23 protein-coding genes are annotated in these 24,129 nt (G+C 39.2%); all 23 read left to right on the top strand.

The genetic code is table 11. The features are described from left to right. Window positions 1–65 precede the first annotated feature (65 nt). A complete protein-coding gene (locus tag Hs20B_RS03295; RefSeq protein ID WP_172355576.1) occupies window positions 66–959 on the top strand; it encodes a Fic family protein in 894 nt (297 codons plus the stop codon). Between the two features lie 103 nt (window positions 960–1,062). Continuing rightward, entirely contained in the window at window positions 1,063–2,412 is a 1,350-nt protein-coding gene (locus Hs20B_RS03290; protein WP_228407460.1) for a phage portal protein, read from the top strand. Continuing rightward, window positions 2,312–3,085, top strand: coding sequence for a head maturation protease, ClpP-related (locus Hs20B_RS03285; RefSeq protein ID WP_228407458.1), 774 nt, complete (start codon window positions 2,312–2,314; stop codon window positions 3,083–3,085). The genes Hs20B_RS03290 and Hs20B_RS03285 overlap by 101 nt, the downstream gene beginning before the upstream one ends. Window positions 3,086–3,090: 5 nt before the next feature. Beyond that, the gene (locus Hs20B_RS03280) at window positions 3,091–4,293 is read left to right on the top strand and encodes a phage major capsid protein (RefSeq protein ID WP_172355572.1); all 1,203 of its coding nucleotides are present in this window, start codon (window positions 3,091–3,093) and stop codon (window positions 4,291–4,293) included. A 20-nt stretch (window positions 4,294–4,313) separates the two neighbouring features. Next, window positions 4,314–4,625 (top strand): head-tail connector protein, encoded by a 312-nt coding sequence (locus Hs20B_RS03275; protein ID WP_172355570.1) that lies wholly within the window; start codon window positions 4,314–4,316, stop codon window positions 4,623–4,625. Further along, window positions 4,622–4,957 (top strand): head-tail adaptor protein, encoded by a 336-nt coding sequence (locus tag Hs20B_RS03270; RefSeq protein WP_172355568.1) that lies wholly within the window; start codon window positions 4,622–4,624, stop codon window positions 4,955–4,957. The genes Hs20B_RS03275 and Hs20B_RS03270 overlap by 4 nt, the downstream gene beginning before the upstream one ends. Continuing rightward, entirely contained in the window at window positions 4,957–5,388 is a 432-nt protein-coding gene (locus Hs20B_RS03265) for an HK97 gp10 family phage protein (protein ID WP_172355566.1), read from the top strand. Before Hs20B_RS03270 ends, Hs20B_RS03265 begins: the two co-directional genes overlap by 1 nt. After that, entirely contained in the window at window positions 5,385–5,732 is a 348-nt protein-coding gene (locus tag Hs20B_RS03260; protein ID WP_172355564.1) for a hypothetical protein, read from the top strand. The genes Hs20B_RS03265 and Hs20B_RS03260 overlap by 4 nt, the downstream gene beginning before the upstream one ends. Window positions 5,733–5,734: 2 nt before the next feature. Next, window positions 5,735–6,319: a major tail protein gene (locus tag Hs20B_RS03255; protein ID WP_172355562.1), complete on the top strand. Its 585-nt coding sequence runs from the start codon at window positions 5,735–5,737 to the stop codon at window positions 6,317–6,319. A gap of 12 nt (window positions 6,320–6,331) precedes the next feature. Beyond that, complete coding sequence (locus tag Hs20B_RS03250) at window positions 6,332–6,715, top strand: hypothetical protein (protein ID WP_172355560.1); 384 nt, start codon at window positions 6,332–6,334, stop codon at window positions 6,713–6,715. Between the two features lie 197 nt (window positions 6,716–6,912). After that, complete coding sequence (locus Hs20B_RS03245) at window positions 6,913–7,839, top strand: PDDEXK nuclease domain-containing protein (RefSeq protein ID WP_172355818.1); 927 nt, start codon at window positions 6,913–6,915, stop codon at window positions 7,837–7,839. A gap of 219 nt (window positions 7,840–8,058) precedes the next feature. Beyond that, window positions 8,059–10,566 (top strand): phage tail protein, encoded by a 2,508-nt coding sequence (locus tag Hs20B_RS03240; protein ID WP_172355558.1) that lies wholly within the window; start codon window positions 8,059–8,061, stop codon window positions 10,564–10,566. Window positions 10,567–10,578: 12 nt separating this feature from the next. Continuing rightward, window positions 10,579–11,262 (top strand): phage tail protein, encoded by a 684-nt coding sequence (locus Hs20B_RS03235; RefSeq protein WP_172355556.1) that lies wholly within the window; start codon window positions 10,579–10,581, stop codon window positions 11,260–11,262. Then, a complete protein-coding gene (locus tag Hs20B_RS03230) occupies window positions 11,259–15,719 on the top strand; it encodes a phage tail spike protein (protein ID WP_172355554.1) in 4,461 nt (1,486 codons plus the stop codon). The genes Hs20B_RS03235 and Hs20B_RS03230 overlap by 4 nt, the downstream gene beginning before the upstream one ends. Then, window positions 15,662–16,072, top strand: coding sequence for a DUF1617 family protein (locus Hs20B_RS03225; protein ID WP_172355552.1), 411 nt, complete (start codon window positions 15,662–15,664; stop codon window positions 16,070–16,072). Before Hs20B_RS03230 ends, Hs20B_RS03225 begins: the two co-directional genes overlap by 58 nt. Beyond that, a complete protein-coding gene (locus Hs20B_RS03220; protein WP_172355550.1) occupies window positions 16,073–16,348 on the top strand; it encodes a hypothetical protein in 276 nt (91 codons plus the stop codon). A 91-nt stretch (window positions 16,349–16,439) separates the two neighbouring features. Further along, on the top strand, window positions 16,440–16,847 hold the full coding sequence (locus tag Hs20B_RS03215; RefSeq protein WP_172355548.1) for a phage holin family protein: 408 nt from the start codon (window positions 16,440–16,442) through the stop codon (window positions 16,845–16,847). A 1-nt stretch (window position 16,848) separates the two neighbouring features. Then, complete coding sequence (locus Hs20B_RS03210; protein WP_172355546.1) at window positions 16,849–17,835, top strand: N-acetylmuramoyl-L-alanine amidase; 987 nt, start codon at window positions 16,849–16,851, stop codon at window positions 17,833–17,835. A gap of 187 nt (window positions 17,836–18,022) precedes the next feature. Continuing rightward, window positions 18,023–18,442, top strand: coding sequence for a hypothetical protein (locus Hs20B_RS03205; protein ID WP_172355544.1), 420 nt, complete (start codon window positions 18,023–18,025; stop codon window positions 18,440–18,442). Continuing rightward, window positions 18,435–18,605 carry an SHOCT domain-containing protein gene (locus Hs20B_RS03200; RefSeq protein ID WP_172355542.1) on the top strand — a complete coding sequence of 57 codons (171 nt, stop codon included), beginning with the start codon at window positions 18,435–18,437 and terminating at the stop codon, window positions 18,603–18,605. The genes Hs20B_RS03205 and Hs20B_RS03200 overlap by 8 nt, the downstream gene beginning before the upstream one ends. 52 nt (window positions 18,606–18,657) lie before the next feature. Continuing rightward, a complete protein-coding gene (locus Hs20B_RS03195; RefSeq protein WP_172355540.1) occupies window positions 18,658–20,022 on the top strand; it encodes a recombinase family protein in 1,365 nt (454 codons plus the stop codon). Next, window positions 19,976–21,547 carry a recombinase family protein gene (locus Hs20B_RS03190; protein WP_191088433.1) on the top strand — a complete coding sequence of 524 codons (1,572 nt, stop codon included), beginning with the start codon at window positions 19,976–19,978 and terminating at the stop codon, window positions 21,545–21,547. Before Hs20B_RS03195 ends, Hs20B_RS03190 begins: the two co-directional genes overlap by 47 nt. A gap of 194 nt (window positions 21,548–21,741) precedes the next feature. Then, window positions 21,742–24,009, top strand: coding sequence for an AAA family ATPase (locus Hs20B_RS03185; RefSeq protein WP_172355538.1), 2,268 nt, complete (start codon window positions 21,742–21,744; stop codon window positions 24,007–24,009). The last annotated feature ends 120 nt before the right edge of the window (window positions 24,010–24,129 follow it).

The raw sequence follows: 24,129 nt of genomic DNA, 5'->3' as shown, positions 1-24,129 counted from the left end.
TATTCCGATAAGTTGCTATTGTTCCGATAAAAGGTTATAATTAGTGAAAGATTGGAGATGCGAACATGTATATTACCGTGAAACAAGCCGCCGAGAAGTGGGGGATTTCTGATAGACGAGTTAGAATTCTTTGTGCTGAAGGAAAAATAGTTGGTGCAATTCAACTTGGACGTGCTTGGAAGATTCCTCATGATGCTGTAAAACCTTCTGATGGTAGGTACAAGTCAGAAGAGAATCAATTGAAAAAGATTGATGAAAAAAAACGTGAACTTGATTCAAAACGTCCACTAACTTCAGGGGAATTAGAGAGATTAACGGAAGAATTTATTGTAGAATATACTTATAATTCTAATGCGATTGAAGGGAATACCTTAACGCTTCGTGAAACAGATATGGTTTTACGTGGTCTCACTATTGATAAGAAACCGTTAAAAGACCATATGGAGGCGATTGGTCATAAAGAAGCATTTGAATTTGTTAGCAGTTTAGTGAAGGAAAATGCACCAATTTCTGAAAGTATCATCAAGCAAATTCATTATCTTGTTTTGGCCGATAAGAAAGAAGATAGAGGTATCTATCGAAAAGTTCCTGTACGCATTATGGGAGCAGCACATGAACCTGTTCAACCTTATATGATTGCACCAAGTATGGAGCAGTTAATGAAAAAATATCATGAGAGTGACGAACATGTTATTCCTCGGTTGGCACGATTTCATATTGAATTTGAAAGCATACATCCATTTATTGATGGGAATGGCCGAACAGGTCGATTGCTAGTCAACCTAGAGTTGATGAAAGCAGGGTTTCCGCCAATTGATATTAAGTTTACTGATAGGGTCAATTATTATACAGCTTTTGATGACTATCATGTTAAACACAATCTAGCAGCTATGGAAAAATTATTTGCAGGGTATGTAGATGAGAGACTAGATTCATATTTGACAATGCTTTCCGACTAATATATCGTAAATTGAATTGAGATAAAATCAAAAATTATTATCAAGCATCTATCAAATCGGTGGGTGCTTTTCTTATGCCCCAAAACAAAGGAGGTTGATGTGTATGGGAATATTTACAGGTTTATTCAAATCAAGAGACAAACCAAGCGATAGCACTGTTGGAAGTGGCTATCGTTTTTTAATGGGCGGAACAACAAGTGGCAAATCTGTCACAGAACGAAGTGCTATGCAAATGACAGCAGTTCACTCATGCGTGAGAATTTTATCTGAGGCAGTCGCAAGTCTGCCACTTCATTTGTATAAACAAACTGAAACGAGTAAGGAAAAGGCAATAGACCATCCACTGTATTTACTTTTGCATGATGAGCCAAATCCAGAGATGACCTCGTTCGTTTTCCGAGAGACGTTAATGACACATCTGTTGCTTTGGGGTAATGCCTATGCTCAAATCATTAGAAATGGTAAAGGCGAGGTGATAGGACTTTATCCGTTAATGCCAAATCGCATGGGTGTGGATAGGGATAAGAATGGCGCGCTTTATTATATTTACACTGTGACTACTGGTGATGCTATGAAAGGCAATCAAGTCAAACTTCATTCATCTGAAGTTTTGCATATTCCAGGACTAGGGTTTGATGGCTTAGTAGGCTACTCACCAATTGCGATGGCAAAAAATGCGATAGGTATGGCGATTGCCTGTGAGGAATATGGGGCGAAGTTCTTCGCTAATGGTGCAGCACCTAGTGGGGTATTAGAACACCCCGGAACCTTAAAAGACCCTGTCCGAATTCGTGAAAGTTGGCAACAGACCTTTGGTGGGTCAAGCAACTCGCATAAGGTGGCAGTTTTGGAAGAAGGCATGAAGTACACACCGATTTCCATATCGCCAGAACAAGCCCAATTCTTGGAGACAAGGAAGTTTCAAATCAATGAGATAGCTCGAATTTTCAGAGTGCCACCACACATGGTTGGTGACCTTGAGAAATCGAGCTTTTCTAATATTGAGCAGCAATCACTTGAGTTTGTGAAATATACGCTTGACCCTTGGGTATTACGGATTGAGCAATCAATGATTCGTTCACTTTTGACTAAAGAAGAAAAGAAGAAATATTTCATTAAGTTCAATGTGGATGGGTTACTTCGAGGCGATTATCAATCACGGATGAACGGTTATGCGACAGGTCGTCAAAATGGCTGGATGAGTGCCAATGATATTCGTGAGCTTGAAAATCTTGACCGTATTCCTAAAAGTGAGGGTGGCGATTTATATTTAATTAATGGCAACATGCTCCCGTTAAAAGATGCAGGAGCTTATGCAAATAAAACGACTAAGGGAGAGGAGGAAAACAAAAATGAAGAAGTTTTGGAAGTGGAAGAATCAAACAGTGATAAATCAAAAGACACTGGAGGAAGTGCAGGAGAGAACCCTGTTCCTAAATGGCACAATCGCTGAGGATAGTTGGTTTGATGATGATGTCACACCTAAGTTGTTTCAGAGTGAACTTATAAGTGGTGAGGGAGACATTACTGTGTGGATTAATTCGCCCGGAGGCGATTGTGTGGCAGCGGCACAGATTTACAACATGCTGATGGACTACAAAGGGAATGTCACGATTAAGATTGATGGCATTGCGGCAAGTGCAGCGAGCGTGATTGCGATGGCTGGTACAAAAGTGTTCATGTCGCCAGTATCAATGCTAATGATTCATAATCCTGCAACAATGGCTTGGGGCGACAGTGCTGAAATGAAAAAAGCGATTTCTATGCTTGATGAAGTCAAGGAAAGTATCATCAACGCTTATGAAATTAAGACGAGAATGAACCGTGTGAAATTATCACATCTCATGGATTCAGAAACTTGGATGGATGCTCATAAGGCAGTTGAACTTGGATTTGCGGATGATATTTTACATCGAGAAACGAATGAAATTGTAGAGGACTTGACACCGACATCAAATATGATGTTCTCACAAGTTGCAGTCACAAATTCACTCATGGATAAGATTGCACATCATTGCAAAATTGATAAACCAAAGCCACAAATTCAACAAGAACAAATAAATAGCAAGTCAACAAAAGCCGATTCACTTATGAGTCGGCTTAATTTAATTAAAAATTGGAGGTAAGCAAAATGGATAAGATTTTAGAATTACGAGAAAAGAGAAACAAAGCATGGGAGGCGACAAAAGCCTTTGTTGAAACGAAAAAGGATAAGGACGGCCTTTTATCTGAAGAAGATGCGAAAGTCTATGCAGAAATGGAAGATAAAGTGAAAAATTTTGGTATTGAAATCGAACGTTTGGAAACAATGCAACAGATGGAGAATGAACTATCAAAACCTGTTAATCAGCCACTAACTTCACGTCCTATGGCAGACGGAAAACAAGCCGAAAAGACTGGTCGAGCAAGAGATGAATACAAAGAGGGAATGTTACAGGCTTTCCGTTCGAATTTCAAACAGGTTTCAAACGTCCTTCAAGAAGGCGTGGATTCGGCTGGTGGCTATCTTGTGCCAGAAGAATATGACAAACGTTTGATTGACGGTTTGACTGAAGAAAATGTCATTCGTGCGCTTGCAACAACAATCACAACAAGTGGCGAACACAAAATCAATATTGCAGCGACTAAAGCTGCGGCATCGTGGATTGAAGAAGGTGGCACACTGACTTTCGGCGATGCGACATTTGACCAAATCTTGATGGATGCACACAAACTTCATGTGGCAATCAAGGTGACAGAGGAGTTGCTATATGATAACGCATTTAACTTGGAGGGCTATATCATTGACCAGTTCGCTAAGGCACTTGGTAATGCGGAAGAAGATGCGTTCTTGAATGGCGATGGGGTTGGCAAACCACTGGGGATTTTTGCGGCAACAGGCGGTGGTCAAATTGGTATCACGACCAATACGCAGAGTGCGATTACGGCTGATGAGATTATCAATTTGATTTATGCCTTGAAACGGCCCTATCGGAAAAATGCCGTGTTTATCACAAATGACCAAACCTTGTCAGTGATTCGCAAGTTAAAAGATGGCAATGGTGCTTATCTGTGGCAACCATCTCTTCAACAAGGTGAGCCAGACCGATTACTTGGCTATCAGATCCAAACTTCGCCTTATGTGCCAACGATTGCGGCTGGTCAACCAGTTCTTGCTTTTGGGGACTTCAGTTACTATAACATTGGCGACCGTGGCACTCGTTCATTTGCGGAATTGAAAGAGCTTTTTGCGGGAAATGGCTTAGTCGGCTTCCTTGCAAAAGAGCGTGTGGACGGTAAACTTGTCTTACCAGAAGCCATTCAGATTTTGAAAATGAAAGGCACCGCATCGTAATAGGTTAGGAGATTGAAGTGATGGATAATTTATTCGAAAAGGTCAAAGCAAATCTGATTATTTCTCATGATGAAGATGATGAATTGATTATAGTATTCATCACTTCAGCGATTGCCTATGCGGAAAGTTACCAACATATCACAGAAGGATATTACTCTGAAAATGAAATGCCTGCAACAACGGAACAAGCAATCATTATGCTGTCATCTCACTTTTATGAAAGCCGTGATGGTTCGACTGGAGGGTTTTACGCAGACAACGTGAATGCAAGTAGCCAAATCTGGAATACCGTTAATATGTTACTCAGACTAGATAGGCGGTGGCAACTATGAGTTTTGGAAAGATGAATCAGCAGGTTGAAATTCGGAATAACTCGCCATCAAAAGATGCGGACGGTTTTCTAGTTTCAAGCGATACAGTGCTCGCAACAATCAGAGCATATCGAGAAAACCAACATGGCAATGAAAAATGGGCAAATATGGCGACCTTTTCATCAGCGACAGCCCTTTTCAGATTTCGAATGATTCCAAATCTGAAAGTGACAACTGAGATGATTCTTGTTTGTAATGATGAGCGATTTCAAATTTTATCCGTAGAAGACGTGCGAAATCGTGGGATGTACCTTGAAGTCTTAACTGAAAAAATTGAAGGGAGTAAAAAGTAATGGCGAATGTTCAGATGAAACTGCCAGATGACTTTCTGCTTGCTTTATCTAAATTAGAAGGCAGAACAGATGAGATACTCTCAAAAGCTCTTGAGAGTGGTAGTCAAGTAGTCGAATCAAAAGTTAGAGGTAATCTATCAGCGGTCATTGGCACAGGAACGAAAGTATCAAGTCGTTCAACAGGAGAACTGGAACGTGCCTTGGGTGTTTCAAAACCATTGCAAGACAGAAATGGCGATTGGAATATCAAGGTTGGCTTTTCTGAGCCGAGAAGTGATGGTAAATCAAATGCCATGATTGCGAATATCATCGAATATGGTAGACACGGACAACCTGCAAAACCCTTTTTAAAACCAGCCAAATCACAAAGTAGAAAGGCTTGTCTCGAGGCAATGAAAACGAGATTACAACAGGAGGTGGACAGTATATGAATATTTTATCAGAATTAAATGCACTACTTGATGAGCGTTCAATTCCTGTTGAGATTGGAGTCTTTAGTGGTGTGCCACCAGATGAATATTGTGTGTTGACACCACTTTCAGATAGCTTTGAAATATTTAGTGATAATAGACCGCAGATTGATTTGAATGAGGTACGAATTTCATTATTTTCAAAAGGGAATTATCTGCAGACTAAACAGAAAATTACTAAAGTGCTTATTGAGGCGGAATTTACAATCACAAACCGATTATTTGTCGGCTTTGAAAATGACACGGGCTACTACCATGTAGCGATTGATGTTGCAAAATATTATGAAATTGAAACGGAGGAGTAAAGATGGCAACAGTAGGATTGGATCGACTTTTTTATGCACCGATTACGGAATCAGCTACGACTGGTGATGAAACTTATGGCACACCAGTCATGCTTGCCAAGGCAATGACTGCTGAATTATCAGTAGAACTTGCCGAGGCAACGCTTTATGCGGATGATGGGGCAAGTGAAGTCGTCAAGGAATTTAAAAATGGGAAACTCACACTTGGCGTTGATAATATCGGGCGAAGTGTGGCGAGTACTTTGACAGGTGCCACCACTGATGACAATGGTGTACTGATTTCAGCTAGTGAAGATGGCGGTACACCAGTAGCAATTGGTTTTCGTGCTAAGAAGTCAAACGGCAAGTACAAATATCTCTGGCTTTATCGTGTGAAGTTTGCCGTACCAAGTACAAGCCTTGCGACTAAAGGTGATAGTGTCACTTTTTCAACGCCAACAATTGAGGGAACGGTCATGCGAAGAAACAAACTCGATGAACAGGGGAAACACCCATGGAAAGCCGAAGTAGATGAGGGCGATACAGACGTGTTACCTGCAACAATTAGTGCTTGGTACACTTCGGTGTATGAGCCCAGTTTTGAATAGGAGGCAGATGAAATGGCAGATGAAAGAAGTGCAAGTATTACGATTGGTGATGACCAGTTTGAACTAATTCTGACAACCAAGGCAACTAAACAGATAGCTAAACGTTATGGTGGGTTAGAAAATCTTGGCGAGAAATTGATGAAGTCAGAGAATTTTGAAATGGCGCTTGATGAGATTATTTGGCTGATAACCATTTTGGCGAATCAATCCATTCTTATCTACAATCTCAAGAACAAGGAAAAGCCTAAAGAGGTATTAACGGAAGAATACGTAGAACTATTGACCACCCCACTTGATTTGGCAACTTACAAATCAGCAATCACAGAGGCAATGTTCAAAGGTACAAATCGCAACATTGAAAGCGAAGATACAGGAAAAAACAAGGCGGGCGTGTAAGTGATGAAGTCACATTTACACGCCTTTACTATTACGGAACAGTTCAAATGGGTATGAGCACAGAAGATTTCTGGTTTTGCCCGCTCGGACTGTTCTTGGATTTATGGGAATGTCACAAGCAGTATGTTGGTATCAGTAAGCCAAAAATTGAGTTGTTTATTGACGAAATTTTATCTTTAGGGGTTTAAAGTTGTGGTATAAATACTGAACAACTGAATACGTATTGGACCATAGGACAATATATCGTGGAGTTCGAACAGGAAGGTGAAAATAAAGCTAAGTATGGGACTAGCTTACTGAAAAAACTTTCAAAAGACTTAACTTTAAGGCTTGGGAGAGGTTTTTCTAGGTCTAGTTTGCAAAACATGAGATTGTTTTACCAGCGTTTTCCAATTTGCCAGACAGTGTCTGGCAAATTGAGTTGGTCACATTACATCGAAATAGTTTCGATTGATGATGAGTTAGAACGACAATTTTACATGGTCGAAAGCATAAAAAATCATTGGAGCATTCGAGAATTACGTAGGCAAATTGATTCTGCGTTATTTCCAAGGTTAGCGTTATCCAAAGATAAAGAAGGCATTTTGAAATTAGCTCAAGATGGACAAATTGAGGAAACGGCTCAAGATATTGTCAAGAGTAATTATGTCCTTGAATTTTTAGGATTACCCGAACAAGAGAAAATATTAGAACGCGATATTGAAACGGCGCTAGTAAATCATCTAGAACAGTTTTTGCTAGAGCTTGGGAAAGGGTTCGCGTTTATCGGGCGGCAAGTGAGATTGACTGTCGATAACACGGATTATTACGCAGACTTAGTTTTTTACCACGTTGTACTAAAACGTTATGTAATAATTGATTTGAAAGTTGGGAAAGTTAAACATTCAGATGTCGGACAGATGAACCTATATTTAGGATATTATGCGCTCGATATGAATAACGAAGACGACAATCCACCTATTGGTATTATTCTTGGTGCTGGTAGAGATGACACAATGGTAAAATATGCCACTTACGGTATGGATGTCGATTTATTTATTTCAAAATATCAACTTTATTTGCCTGATGTTGAGGAATTACGAAATTTAGTTAAATCAGAATTTGAGGAGCTAGACGCTGAGTGATTTCGCAGACGATTTTACAAAAAAAATAGGTGATATGTCAAGAGCGCTAGATAAGCTAGATAAGGGAATTCCAACAAATCATTTTGAGGTGGCGCTTCAATATCGCTATGAACTCAGATATGAAAGAGTTAAAAGTCAGAGATAATTAAATAATATTTTTAAGACTGCTTAGGCGGTCTTTTTTCATGCTCAAAAACAACAAGGAAAGGAGACATTTAGGTGTCTGATAATTTTGGCTTAAAAATCGGTGTTGAGGGTGAGAAGGAGTTCAAAAACTCACTCCGAGATATTAATCAGTCGTTCAAGGTACTGGGCTCAGAGATGAAATTAGTATCATCTGAATTTGATAAAAATGACAAGAGCATCAGTGCAGTCTCCGCCAAGAACGCTGTTTTGAATAAATCAATTGATGCTCAAAAAGAAAAAATCGCCACACTTGAAAGCGCATTGAAGAACGCAACTGAAAGTTTTGGTGAAAATGATAAGCGAACACAAAACTGGGCGATTCAATTGAACAATGCCAAAGCGCAACTCAATGGTATGACGCATGAACTTGAAGAGGCAACTGAAGATACTGATGACTTTGGTGAGGAAATCAAAGAAACAGCTGAAGAAACAGAGAAATCTGGTTCTAAGTTTGAAAAGTTCGCAGGTGTTCTCAAGGGAATCGGTGTCACGGTTGGTGCTGTTGCTATTGCAGCGGGTGCTGCGGCCATCAAACTTGGTAAGGAAGTCGTCTCGCAATTTGGCGAACTTGAACAAAACCTTGGTGGGTCTGAGGCGGTATTTCAAAACTATGCTGACCATATGCAAAAGATAGGGGAAGATGCCTATAAAACGATGGGTGTTTCTCAAAGTCAATACCTTGCGACTGCTAATAAAATGGGTGCTCTCTTTCAAGGTTCGGGTGTTGATGTTCAAAAGTCAGCTGAATTGACTGAAAAATCCATGCAACGTGCAGCGGATATGGCATCTGTCATGGGGATTGACATGCAAGTAGCACTTGACTCTGTTGCGGGAGCTGCCAAGGGCAACTTTACCATGATGGATAATCTTGGAGTTTCCATGAATGCCACAAATATTGAGGCTTATGCTCTCGCAAAAGGTCTTGATTTCACATGGAAAACGGCAAGTCAAGCTGAAAAAGCTGAAGTTGCTATGCAGATGTTTTTTGAAAATACTGAGCAGTATGCAGGGAATTTTGAAAGAGAGGCAACACAGACAGTTTCTGGTTCAATTGGACTGCTCCAAGCAGTACTAGGTTCATTTACAGCAGGATTAGGCAATGCGGATGCTGATATGCAAAATCTAACAGGTAATATGGTTGCAGCCTTTCAAGCGGTCATTAAAAATATCGTGCCTGTCATTGAAAACATTGTTAAAGCATTGCCTCAAGCAATCAGTGCAATCCTAACCGCAGTGAGTGATTTATTGCCAATATTACTAACAACTGTAACGACACTTTTTAAATCTGTTTTAGAAACCTTGCTCGCTTTATTACCAAAGTTAATACCAGTAGCTGTTGATGCAGTGCTGACGATTGTTAAAACCTTGATTGAAAACTTGCCACTCATTATTGATGCGGCTTTTCAATTGGTCACGACTTTGGTATCGGGATTAGCTGAGGCGTTGCCCCAATTAATTCCCACTGCAGTCACAGCAATCATCACAATCGTTAATGGTCTGATTGAAAATCTTCCACTGATATTGGATGCAGCTCTCCAGTTGATTTTAGGCTTGGCAGAAGGGCTGATTGCTGCGATTCCAATGTTGGTTGAAAGTTTACCTACGATTATCACGGCATTAGTCGAATTTCTTATCAACTCAATCCCATTGATTATCGACACAGGCATCCAATTATTGACGGCTCTTGTCACGGCTTTACCAACTATCATTGAAGCTATTGTGGTTGCGATTCCAGTGATTATTGAGAATATTATCACGGCAATTATTGGCTCAATTCCCCAATTGATTGATGCTGGGATTCAATTATTGGTCGCTCTGATAGGGGCATTACCACAGATTATCACAACAATTGCCAATGCTATACCACAAATTATAGAGGCGATAACAGGTACATTAGTCAATAACATTGACAAAATAATTATGGCAGGTGTGCAACTACTGGTTGCTTTGGTTCAGAATATGCCACAGATTATTTCGGCAATTGTTTCAGCTATTCCGCAAATCATCAATGGACTTGTTACAGCCTTTGACTCTTATATTTCAACTATGGGAACGATTGGTTTTAATCTCATCAGTGGTGTATGGAATGGTATCTCAAACGCTGGAGATTGGTTGAGGAGCAAGATTTCAGGGTTCTTCGGTGGTGTCGTTGATAATATCAAGGATTTCTTTGGTATTCATTCGCCATCAACGCTATTTAGAGATCAGATTGGTAAAAACATGGCACTGGGGATCGGCGTTGGGTTTGATGGGGAAATGGCTAAAATCTCCAAAGAAATGCAAGAGGCAATTCCAACTGAATTTGATGTGCCGAACTTTGATATTAAGACAGGCATCCACACAGCAGTTGATAGCATGGGTGCAACTGTCAGTCTAGCTGATTTGGCAGTGAAAATGGATGCAATCTCAGAGATGTTCCCATTGCTTTTAAAGGCACTTGATTTGAAAGTGGTACTTGATGATGGGACACTGGTTGGTCGGTTGACACCAGAAATTGACAAGGCTTTAGCCCAATTGAAAAAGCGTAATCTGGCATGGTAAGGAGGTGAGGAGATGAACGCTTTTATATTAGATGACACAATTAATTCCAGAACCAATCTAGGACTTCGGATAACTCAACCGCCGACAATTCCAATGTCAGAACAGCTTGCGGATACGATTGAAATTGATGGACGAGAAGGCACCCTCAAAATTTTAAAAGGTTGGGCAGACATCACATTCACTTTCAAGGTTGCAACATCAAGTCAAACACAATGGCGAGACGTTTTGCCACAATTAATCAAGGCAAAACGCATTACTTTTAGTAATGACAACACTGTTCATTTCAAAATCAAGCAAGTAAAGGCAAGTGGACTCACACAGTTATTATCTAGCCTTTGGGAGAGTGAGCTGACTTTTGTTTGTGCGCCATTTCGTTACTTGAACAATGTGGCAATTTTGAATCGAACAAGTTCAGGTGTGGTCACTAACAACGGTGGTGTTTATTCATTACCTAGAATCAAGGTATACGGTACAGGTACAAGAACACTGACCATTAACGGAAAGCCAATCGTCCTGAATTTACTGCAAGATTCTCTCATCATTGATAGTGAATTGAAAGAATGTTATCACGGTAATACGGCTCAAAATAATTATATGACAGGTGATTTTCCAATCTTCAATGTTGGCAACAATCAAGTAACGCTTGGCACAGGCATAACCAAACTAGAAATAGAACCGAGGTGGCGCTATTTATGATTTCTTATTTTGATAAAACAGAGACAAGCTTCACAAATAACGGTTTAGGTATTCTTGATGATTATGTGATAAATCCAATTGTATCTGAAGAGTTGAATGGTCTGTTCATGCTTGAATTTGACTACCCAATCCATGCGCCACATAGTGAGAAACTTGTCTCAGAAATAATTGTGCGAGCCCCTGTACCAGAACTGGCAGACCAGTTGTTCAGAATCAGTGAAAGAAGTGAGGCACTTGGTGGATTACGTCATATTGTCGCTTATCATGTCTTTTATGATTTGGCGAAAAATCTGATTGAAGATACGTTTATCACCATTAAAAATGGTAGCGGAGCTTTGAATCAATTGCTCAACGCCACGCAGTATTCCCATAATTTTACAGGTGCATCAAATATCAGTACAACAAATAATGCGAGACTGGTGCGATTAAATCCTGCTGAGGTATTACTTGATACAGATTTGGATAATAGTTTTCAAGCGAGATGGGGTGGCGAAATCACTCGTGATAATTTTCATATCATCATGAGCAACAAACGTGGCAGCGATAATGGCGTGCAGATTCGAGACAAGAAGAATCTTACAGGCTACAAATCAACTATTGATTATTCAAGCATTGTCACTCGGATAATGCCAGAAGGCTCTGATGGTCTGTTCTTACCAGAAAAATATGTGGACAGTCCTCGAATCAATCACTACGTTGCACCTAAAATTAAGGTCATCAAGTATGATTCAGTCAAGGTTGGAACGAATGAGGGCGAACTGACTCAAGCACAAGCCTGTGCCAAACTACGAGAATTAGCTAACCAAGAATATTCTAAAAACCATATTGACCTACCAATCGCAACCTATGAAGTTGAATTTGCGCCACTTGAAAAAACGGAAGAATATAAAGATTTCGCAGCACTTGAAACGGTTAATATTGGCGATACGGTATCTGTGATTCATGAAGAAGACGGACTAAATATCACGGCACGGATGATGTCTTATACTTACAATCCATTGTTACAAGCCTACATTTCTGTTTCCCTCGGTAATGTTACACCAAAATTTACGGACATTGCTAAAGACATTAAACGAGTAGATACTCATGTCAAACAAGCGGTAGATGATGCCAACTATGCTTTAACCTCTGCGAATGGGAAAAATACGAATTATTTCGGGACAGTCACACCCAATCATCCACGGATTGGCGATATTTGGTATAAGGAAAATGGCGATAAGATTGAGTTGTGGATTTATGAAACAAGAGAGGGCGTCACACAATGGTATCTCTTGGTTTCCGAAACCACCCAAGAAGAAATCGAGTTCAGTATTCATGAGATTTTAGACCCAGCCATGGCAGAACTGCAGGAAAACTTATCTGCCAAAGACCAATTACTAGAGGCATTGGAACAAGCAAGAATCATTGCAGAGGCGGAAATCGCTGAGAATGAAAGCCTCCTTGCACAACTTGATGAAGAACTTGAACAAACCAAAACCCAATTGACGGCGGATTTGGCAGAAAATCAAGCCCTTCAAACCCAGCTAGCAGAAGATTTATCACAGGCTCAATCACAAATGAATGCGCAAATCACACAAGCATTGAGTGAAACTGAAACTGCTAAAACAAATGCCAACAATGCCGTAGCGAAAGCAGATAGTGCTATCGAAAATGCAAGTACAGCCTTGACACAAGCACAAAATGCTCATGCGAAATCGGTCAAAAGTTCTGCCGTGACATATCAAGCAAGTTCGTCTGGTACAACTGCACCAACAAGCACGTGGGGAGCGACAATCCCAGTTGTAACTGCTGGTCAATATTTGTGGACGAGAACAGTTTTTACCTTGCAGGATAATTCAACCGTCACAAGTTATTCAGTTGGTATGAAAGGTCTGACAGGAGAGACTGGTGCAACAGGGGCAAAAGGCGCTGATGGTTCTACTGGAACAAATGCCCCAACTATCACAACCGTCCAAGACCAGTTCTATCTGTCAACATCACAAACAGCCCAATCGGGCGGTTCATGGGGAACAGCTGTGCCAACTTGGGCAAGTGGAAAATACTACTGGTCGAGAGTAGCAACTACCTTTAGTAATGGCACAACAACTTACTCTACCCCAGTTTTGGATGTAGCTCTGAATCAAGCGCTGGTATCAACTTTAGAGGTTCAAACAACAGCTGCAACGATTCAAACGACAATCACACAACATGCGACCTTGATTGCAACAAAGGCAAGTCAAAGTTCGGTGGATAGTTTGACAGGTAGAATGACCACTGCTGAAACATCCATCACAGAACACGCAGGACAGATTGCTTTGAAAGCCAGTCAGACTTCGCTTAATAGTCTAACCAACAGAGTAACAACCGCTGAAAGTTCCATCACACAACATGCAGGCTTGATTCAACTGAAAGCAAGTCAAAGTTCTGTAGATAGTTTGAATGGAAAAATAACAACGGCTGAGAGTAAAATCACGCAAATGGCAACAGACATTAATCTTCGAGTCACAAAAGCCGATATCATTAATCAAATCAACCTATCAAGCGAAGGCATTTTGATTTCCGCAAACAAGCTAACGATTGAAACGGCTGGCAATCTATTCATCAATTCAGAATTTCATTCGAATAATGTATTGGACGGTTGGAGTCAGCGCCAAGGTGGTCTAACGAGAGGATTTGGCATCTCAGATTCCTATTATACAGATAAGGCAGGTTCAAGGAGTCACTATATTGCCTTCAATAATTTGACAGATGATGTGACAACGGCTGATTGGCGAACACTTGAGCAGATATTTCGTGCGAGAGCCAACTCAATATGGTCAATGAGTGCAGTGGTTTATTTCTATAGCAGAGGAACCGTTGCCGCAGGGGATTACAAATTAAAAATCGAGTTTCTGGATAGTACAGGTGCCATATTGCAAGAGAATAATGGCACTGTTGTCACAACAACAGGAACAACTGTTCAAAAATTAGAAAACGCCATAGCCCCTGCAAGTACAACACAAATAAGAGCCATGCTTGTTGTAAAAGGTCAAGTCAGATTATATGCGACACGGTTTATGTTGAATTATGGGACAAAGGTAGCCCCCTATTCATCATCAGCGGGTGCGTTATCGGTCGTTGGCAATATGGTTGTGACAGGCGCTATCACAGGTGATAAAATCACAGTCGACACAGGATTCTTCGACAAAATCAATGCTGTAAGTGGTAATTTCACAAACATCAATGCGACAAAAATCACAACAGGCACCTTGTCGGTTGACCGCTTAGCTGCCAATGCCATCGTTGCAGGAAAACTTGCGACCAATTCCGTCATAACGGAGAAAATCAATGCAGGAGCCGTGACTGCTGCAAAAATGACCATTGATGCGGCATTCATCACAAAACTTAACGCAGTATCTGCGACCATTCAAAATTTGAATGCAAGTAACATTACCACAGGCACCCTGTCAGTCGACCGTTTAGCCGCCAATTCCATCGTGGCAGGAAAACTGACCATCAGCACCTTATCATCCATCTCGGCAAATGTCGGCACGCTCACATCAGGCACTATCAATGCAAGTGGGGTAAATGTTATCAATCTCAATGCCGCTAATATCACAACAGGGACATTAAATGCGGCAAGAATTGGGGCGAATACGATCACAGCAGACAAAATTAAAGCAACAAGTTTGGACTTGTTTGCCACAGATACGTATACCAATGTCACGGCAACAGGGATGAGGATTCAAAGCAAAGCTCAGATTATCTTTGCCAACTGGAAAGATAGTAGTGGGAACACTATGAGCACCCAAGGTTTGTATATTGGTGGTTATGGTTCTGGAACGAAACATATCGCCTTTACTCGCTCGAATGGCACAACTTTTATGTTAAGAGCCGAAACAGGGATGGACTATGGTGCAAATACCAATGTGGCGACAGGTGCCTTAAATATTTATGATTATGTCCATGTTTGGAATGCACTAAGAGCTCATGGGCATATTATTACGGAGGGCGGTGCCTTTGTCTTTAACGCGACAACAGATGCAACGATTCAATATGCAGTCGATAAGTGTACCATGAATTTTCGTGTTCCGGGTGGGCAATCGGGTGGCAGTTATTTCTGGTTCAATCAAAAGATTCTCAGTGCGGACGGCTTTGCCTCAAGTTCACTTTTGTCACTAAAGGATGTCAAGGGTAACTATAAGGGAGATGCACTGTCAGAAATCTGTCAAACGGATATTGTTGAGTACACCTACAAGAACAATCCGCATGACAGACAGTTATCACCGATTATTGACGATTTACATCAGACAAAAGCGTATTATTTACCAGACATCATTCATGATGAACAGGCGGTAAATTTATATGCGATGACTTCGCTCTCTTGGATAGCGATTCAGCAATTAGCAAATAAAATAGAAAAATTGGAGGAAAAAAATCAATGCTTACATTTAACAATGAGGAACTTGTCCCAATTGTCAACTTTCTCGGAACTTTAGAACTTACTCCTAAAGTCAGCCGTTGTCGCACAAAACTCGTCAAAAAATTAATGGCAAAAGTTGAGGCCTTTGGGGCAGATGAAAAAGCGTTACTAGAACTATATGGCGAACGTGATGAGGACGGAAAACTTGTCGAAAGTGACTCAGGGTATCGCTTACAAGTGGAAAGTGCGAGTGACTATCATGCCGAATATCAAGACTTATTGAACGAAAACGTGAATATAGACATTGCGGAAATTAAGGACCAGATACGTCTCTTGGTTACAGCACTAAACGAGCTTGATATAAAATTAGCCAATCAAGATGCCATGATTTTTGATGAATTAATGGAAAAACTAGAGGAGGAACTTTAAATGGCTTTGACAAACTTAATCTCACAAGGCACGATTTCAGCATCATCCAACATCAATGGAGCAGATGCGGTCTACTATTCGGCGAATGTTTCAACGGATGGCAATTTCAATATTTCAGTCACAGGTCAGATTGCGAATGCGATTTTTGACGCTGATAAAAAAGTCTCAACAGAAGTAAAAAGTGATCTCACAAAGTTTATCACGGAGACTTACAAACAAGCACAGGCAAAGCGTGCAAGTTATGTCCCACAAACGACTGACGAAATAAGCGGATAGAAGAATAAATCTAAAAAAGTAATTACTCTAAGGCATTTTGAAACTATGGTTTTGAAGTGCCTTTTATCATGCAGAAAGTGAGGATACGAAAATGAAAGAAACATGGAACTGGATTCAAATAGCACTTAGTGCAGTAGGCGGATTCACAGGTTGGTTTTTAGGAGGATTTGACGGATTGTTATATACACTGGTCGCCTTTGTGGTCGTTGACTACATCACAGGCATTCTGCGAGCGGTCGCAGATAAGAAGTTATCAAGCAAAATTGGTGCACACGGCATTACAAAGAAAATCATGATTTTCTTATTGGTTGGTGTCGCACATTTGCTTGACTTAGAGATTATTGGCAACGGCAGTATCTTGCGAGATGCAGTCATTTTCTTTTACATTTCAAACGAGGGCATTTCTCTTTTGGAAAATGCCAGCAAGATTGGTTTACCAATCCCACAAAAATTAACGGATATTTTAGAACAATTACACGACAAAACGGAGGATAAATAACATGAGTATTAGTACATTAGCAAGTCCATTTGGCTTTCAGAGTTTCCCACATTTCACAGCAGGACGTTCTGGTGCGAAAATAGATAAAATCGTCATTCATCACATGGCAACTACTAACTTTGATAGCGTACCAAGTATTTGGCAAACACGTCAAGCTTCAGCACATTATGGCATTGGCAAGAACGGAGAAATTCATGCTTATGTAGATGAGAACAACACGGCATGGCACGCAGGAAACTGGAATGCGAATATTTCAAGTATCGGAATTGAACATTGTAATAGCACAGGTAGTCCAGCTTGGGGAATTAATCAAGCTACGATTGACGCCAGTGCGAAATTGTGTGCGGATATTGCCAAACGTCAAGGCTTAGGGCAACTCGTCCCATATAAAAATATCTTCCCACATTCGCACTTCTCAGCGACTGCTTGTCCAGGACAATTACTGAATAAATTGCAGTATATTGCGGATAAGGCGAATGCGATTAATAATAGCACTCCTGCTCCAATAGCACCATCAAGTGTCCTTTATCGAGTCCGTAAAACATGGGCAGACGTGAAATCACAAAAGGGTGCATTCAAGGATTTAGCTAATGCCAAGAAATGTGCGGATAGTAACAAAGGCTATTCAGTATTTGACGGTAATGGCAAATCAGTATATACGAGTAGCACATCAGCACCAACGCCACAACCAGTCAAACCAGATTTGACAGCAATCGCTAAACAAGTCATTGCAGGAAACTTTGGCAATGGTGCAGACCGCAAGCGCAACCTTGAGGCAAAAGGTTACAACTACGATCAAGTACAAGCCAAGGTCAATGAACTGCTTGGTAGTACACCAGTTTCAAAACCAGCGGTAGATTTGAACGCCATAGCTGATGCGGTCATCCGTGGCGACTATGGCAATGGCGATACCAGACGGCAACGTATTATAGCAGCGGGTTATGACTACAATGCAGTTCAAGCACTCGTGAATAAAAAATTAGGATAATAACCAAAAGCCTGTAAGGATGTAGCATTACATTCTTACAGGCTTTTTTCTTTTGTCAAAATTTCTGACTACTAGAGGGTTCGATTTTCACTGATTCTTCGCTTATAGATAAGGACAGAAGAAATTTATATCAGAAGGGTTTACTTCATTCAAATTTCTTCGCCTGTAACTTGAGGAGGAAGAAATTATGAATGACTATCAAAGAGAACAAATAAAGAATTTACGCCATCAAGGGTTGGGTTATAAGCGAGTAGCTATGGCACTAGAACTACCCGTTGATACAATCAAATCATTTTGTCGGAAGAATCAGCTTACTGGCGTGATGGCGAAACCAAATACTGATGTTTCCATTGGATTTTACTGCAAAGAATGTGGCAAGGAATTACGCCAAGAGGAGAAGAAAAAACAACTGAAGTTTTGTAGCGCTACTTGTCGTGATATATGGTGGCGAAAACATCGAAATGAATCCAAAAAAGGTAAAGCTAAAGTCATCTCCTGTAAATATTGTGGCAAAGAATTTTTAGCTTACCAACATGAAAAAAGAAAATATTGCTCGCATGAATGTTATGTGACTGACCGTTTTAAAGGTGGTGAGCATCATGAGTGAGAAAGAAATCAAAAATGACATGATGTATTCGGTTTCACTTTCTTTGGCTAAATCCATGCTTGAAAAAGGCATCGTTACGGAGAGCGATTATAGAAAAATAGATGCTTTTCTTCTTGAAAAATATCAACCATATATAGGTCTATTATTAGCTGATAAGGCTTGACTTTACAAGGCTTTAGAGTGATATATGGTAGTGGAAAGAAAGGAGGAAAACCATGAAAACAATACAGAAAATCGACGCAAAAACGCCTCAATTTGAAAAGCGAAAACGGGTGGCGGCTTACGCTAGAGTGTCCGTTGAAAAAGGTAGAACCATGCACTCACTATCTGCTCAAGTCAGTTACTATAGTTCATACATACAGAACAATCCCGAATGGGCGTATGTAGGCGTGTATTCTGACGGAGGTATATCTGGAACAAGCACAGGTGCAAGAACAGAATTTCAACGAATGATAGCCGATTGCGAGAAAGGTCAAATCGACATCATTTTGACAAAATCTATTTCACGGTTTGCAAGAAACACAGTAGACTTGCTTGAGACAGTCAGACACTTACGAGAGATTGGCGTTGAGGTGAGATTTGAAAAAGAGAATATACGCTCTTTAAGCGGTGATGGTGAGTTGATGTTATCAATTCTTGCCTCATTTGCACAAGAGGAAAGTCGCTCTATTTCAGAAAACATCAAGTGGGTGATACAAAAACGTTACAAGCAAGGTCTGCCAAATTCCAAGCAAAATCTCTATGGCTACCGCTGGATTGGGGAAGAATTGATTGTTGTTCCTGAAGAGGCAGAGAATGTGAAATTCATCTTTGACAGTTATTTGAATAAAATTTCAGCTGAACAGACAGCGAAAAAGTTAAATGAAATGGGGTGTAAAAGTTTTCGCGGTGGGAGATTTGGTGGTCCCGCTGTTCGCGCAATACTTCTGAATATCACGTATACTGGGACACTTCATCTTCAAAAAGAATATATCGTGGATTCAATTACCAAAAAGAGTAAACGCAACAAAGGAGAATTGCCACAGTATTTTGTGGAAAATCATCATGAACCAATTATTTCAATGGAGACTTGGCATGCGGTAACAGAGGAACGAGCTAGACGCCTTTCGGAGGGGGCAACATCTAATTGGAGTTTGAACACCACTTGCTTTACAAGCAAAATCAAATGTGGGCATTGTGGTAAGAACTTTCAAAGAAAACAACGCAAAAAGATAAAAAGTCCTTATCGCTATTGGTGTTGTGCAACCAAGAATAATAAGGGTAAAAAATATTGTCAATCCTGTAATATCAAAGAATGGCAATTGGAGGAAATTTCTGCAGAAGTTTTGGGTTTATCAAAATTTGATAGTGATGTGTTTATCAATAAAATAAAACAAATCAGTATTCAAGACCATGAACTTATATTTCTGTTCAAAGACGGTCATTCTGAAACTCGGACATATGAATCGCATACGTCTTCAAGAACTCCTGAGTGGACGAGAGAAATGAGAACGCAAATGAGCGAGTTTCAAAAGAATAAATGGAGGGAAAGACGTGACAAAGAAAGTAACAACAATACCAGCAACGATTGGCAAGTTTAGTCAGACACCGATAAATGAAATGAAGAAACGTAAAGTTGCCGCCTATGCTCGTGTTTCAACTGACCACGAAGACCAAGTGTCAAGCTATGAGGCACAGATTGATTACTACACGAATTACATCAAGGGTCGTGAAGATTGGGAGTTTGCGGGAATGTTTGCGGACGAAGGAATTACAGCGACTAATACCAAAAAGCGTGTCGGGTTTAAAAAGATGATAGCTGAGGCACTTGACGGTCATATCAACCTTATCATCACGAAGTCCGTCAGTAGGTTTGCGAGGAACACGGTAGATAGCTTAAGCACCATACGAAAGCTAAAAGAACATGGCGTGGAGTGTTATTTTGAGAAAGAGAACATTTGGACTTTTGACGGCAAAGGGGAACTCCTGCTTACCATTATGAGTTCCCTTGCTCAAGAGGAGTCAAGGTCAATTTCAGAAAACTGTACTTGGGGTCAGCGAAAGAGATTTTCTGACGGAAAAGTGACAGTGCCCTTTAAGAGATTTCTCGGCTACGATATGGGCGAAGATAGAAACCTTGTGATAAACGAAGAACAAGCCATCACGGTTCGCAGAATTTACGGTTTGTTTCTAAAAGGCATATCCCCTCATGCCATAGCTAGACAATTATCTGATGAAGGGATATTATCACCGGGTGGCAAACCAAAATGGAATCCGAGTAATATAAAAAGTATTTTAAGCAACGAAAAGTATAAAGGTGATGCATTACTCCAAAAATCTTACACAATCGACTTCTTATCCAAGAAAAAGAAAGCCAACGAAGGCGAGATTCCACAGTATTATGTCAAAGGTAATCACCCAGCAATTATCAGCCCAGAAGTGTTTGACATGGTACAAAAGCAATTGGCTTTAAGAAAGAATGGCAAGAACAGATACAGCAGTGTGAATATTTTTTCAAGTAAGATAAAATGTGGAGATTGTAGCAGTTGGTATGGCTCAAAGGTTTGGCACTCCACGGATAAGTACCGAAGAACTATATGGCAGTGCAATCATAAGTTTGAGGGGGAGAAATGTCAAACGCCACATCTTAAAGAAGATGACATCAAGCAAATATTCATCAAGGCAACTAATCAGTTAATTGACAACAAAGCTGAAATACTTGAGAACTTTGACACCATTAAAGGTATGCTGTTTTCAACTGAGAAACTTGAAAAAGAGGAAACGGAGCTAGAAAATGAAATCAACGTGGTTGCAGGGTTGATTCAAGAAGTTATCGCTGAGAACTCACGAGTCGCACTTGACCAAGCAGAATACGAGAAACGGTATAATAGCTTGGTTGAAAGGTTTGATAGGGCGAATGTTAGACAGGCAAAAGTCAAAGAGCAGATAGTTGAAAAGCAAGCACGCAGGGAACAGATTGAGATGTTTCTGAAAGAACTTGAGAGTTTGGATTTGATTACTGATTTTGATGAGGACTTGTGGTGCAGTCTGGTTGATTTCATTGAGGTCAATAGGGACGGAGGTATAAAAGTTAGATTTAAGGACGGGACGGAGATAGACAAATAGGAAGAAAATGAAAGGATGGCATTCTGCATTGATTGTGGAGTGCTGTTTTTGTATTTATAAAAAACAATTTTCAGCTTAAGGCGGCTATCAAATAAATGTTCAAAATGATATAATTGTGATATTGAGAAAAGTTGACGGAGAAAAGAATATATGAACAGAGTGAGAGCAACATTAAATGCAGGAGGTGTGTACTAATGGATGAAATTACTGTTGATTTATCACAACATGTATTTGGGGATGGAATAAAGGTATTTAAAGATTCAGAAGTTACCCTTAAAAATAAAAATTTTATTTTTGCTAGAAACGGTTCTGGAAAATCTACATTTGCAGAAATTATCAAACACCAATTTTCTTCAAAATATGATGTTGAATTATACCAAGGATTTGATGCTTTACTAGGTGAAAATAAAAATTTAGATGCCTTTACATTAGCGGTAAATGCAGATAAGAATGAAGATGAAATTGAAAAGAAAGAATTCGATATTCAAGAGAAGAAAAAAGTTGTTAAAGGAATTAAAAATTCATTAATTGAGCCAGATAATGCTAAAACTGTAAATTATTTTACAAGTTTAAAAAAAGCAGAATCTGAGAAAGCTAAAAAATCAAAAGAAATAACTGATTTTTACAAGAAATCAGCTGCAAAAATTAAGAACTGCTCGGATCCTCAGATTGCTAAGACAACTTATCAAAGAAAAGATTTTGAGGATGAAATCCCTAAAGCATCCTTGTTGCAAGATATTGAAATAGAGACTTTAAGAGAAATATTACAATCAAATGCAAAATCAGCTGACAAGTTACCATGCGTAGATTTTGAGTTTCGTACAATTTTTGAGAGCGTTAATGAAATTTTAAATAGCGAAGTTAAAGAAAAAACTATAATTAATAGATTTTATAATAATCAAGAAAAAACAAATTTTGCACAAAAGGGATTAGAAATTCATGCTCATAATAATGGAGAAGTTTGTGCCTTTTGTGGAAACGAAATATCACAAGCAACATTTGATGAACTTGAAAATTATTTCTCAGCTGACGAGGTCAAAGAACTACAAAATATAATTTTAAAAAAGAAAAAAGAGGTGGAACACCAAATTGAACAAATTAATATTATTAAACTGAATGAGTCAGGTTTTAATTCACCCTACATTGAGGAGGCAAAAAAATGCTATGAAGAGATTGAGAAGCAAAAAATAGAAGCAATCCAATTTTTGGACAAAATCAAAAGTGCTCTTGAAGGTAAAGAAAAGAATTTATTCAGTAAAACGGAGCAATTGATGTTAGATATTCCAAGTAGTATTGATACTGAACCATTAAATGAAATTATTGATAAAAATAATAATTTTGGGAAAAATATCGAGAGTGAAAAAACAAAGTCTAAAGAAAAATTACGTTATCATGAGATTAAATGTTTATTAAATGAATTTAATTTTGATGTCAAAAAATCTGAATCAAAAAAAGCTGATGAGTTGTTTGAAAGTGCTCAAAATGATTTTGACGAGAAAGAAAAAGAGAGACAGTCTGTTCAAAATGATATAGATAATTTGAAGAGTGAAATCGAAAAATTAAAACCAAAAGCAGAAAAGCAAGCTGTTATTAATATCAATAAAAGATTAAAGGTATCAGTACCATGGCAAGTAGACTATTATTCGAATGAAGATTCTGGATACTATCGAATTGTGCAGAATGATGTGGAAGGTAATCCTACTTATAGAGGAGTGAAGGAGCTTTCAACGGGAGAAAAAAATGTAATAGCGTTTCTGTATTTTATAGAAAAACTTGAAGAAAAACTTGAAGAAAATCAAAATAAAACTTCATTGCCTAAAATTATTATTTTTGATGACCCTATGAACTCTAATGATGCAACAATGCAATATTTAATAATTACGGAACTCCAGAGATTATATCAAGGTAAAGAAAGCCATAAATGCAATCCGCAAAGGGATTACTTATTGATTTTAACACATAACATTCATTTTTATTTAAATGTTCAACCCCATGGAAATTTCAAAGAGTTAAAAAAACAAAATGTTGATGGGGAAGATATAGTAAAAGAAATTTCAAAATACGATAAAATTAATTTTTATCGCTTGGAATCAGGACGGTTTAATTTAATTAAGAGTGAGAAAGAAGATTTTAAAACAAACTATGATGCACTGTGGGTAGAACTTCAGGATTTATCAAAAAATGGGTTAAGAAATTCTATGCTTAATTCAATGCGCCGTATTATTGAAACATATATGGAATTTACTAAAATTAGTCAGGATAATTTTTATCGAGGAAATGAACAGTATTTAAAATTGTTTAATGTAAATTCGCATTCAGCCATTGATAGTCTGTCAGCTGAATCATTTACTGAGTCTACTGAAGAGTTATTGGAACTTTTTAAGCAAATATTTATTGATAATGATGCCAATAGTCATTTCGATGCACATTGGAAAGGGTCGTTGACAAAATCTCGTAACTAAGTATTAGACGAAATAAAAAATAATATTTGACTTTGCACTCTACCAAATCAGTAGGGTGCTTTTAAATGCTCTAAAATCCCTGCAATACAATATTTCCCCGCACCCAATTTCTCCGAGTAC

This window comes from Pseudolactococcus insecticola, from assembly GCF_011170065.1.
Lineage (GTDB): Bacteria > Bacillota > Bacilli > Lactobacillales > Streptococcaceae > Pseudolactococcus > Pseudolactococcus insecticola.
This window is presented reverse-complemented; position numbering and strand designations above follow the sequence as displayed.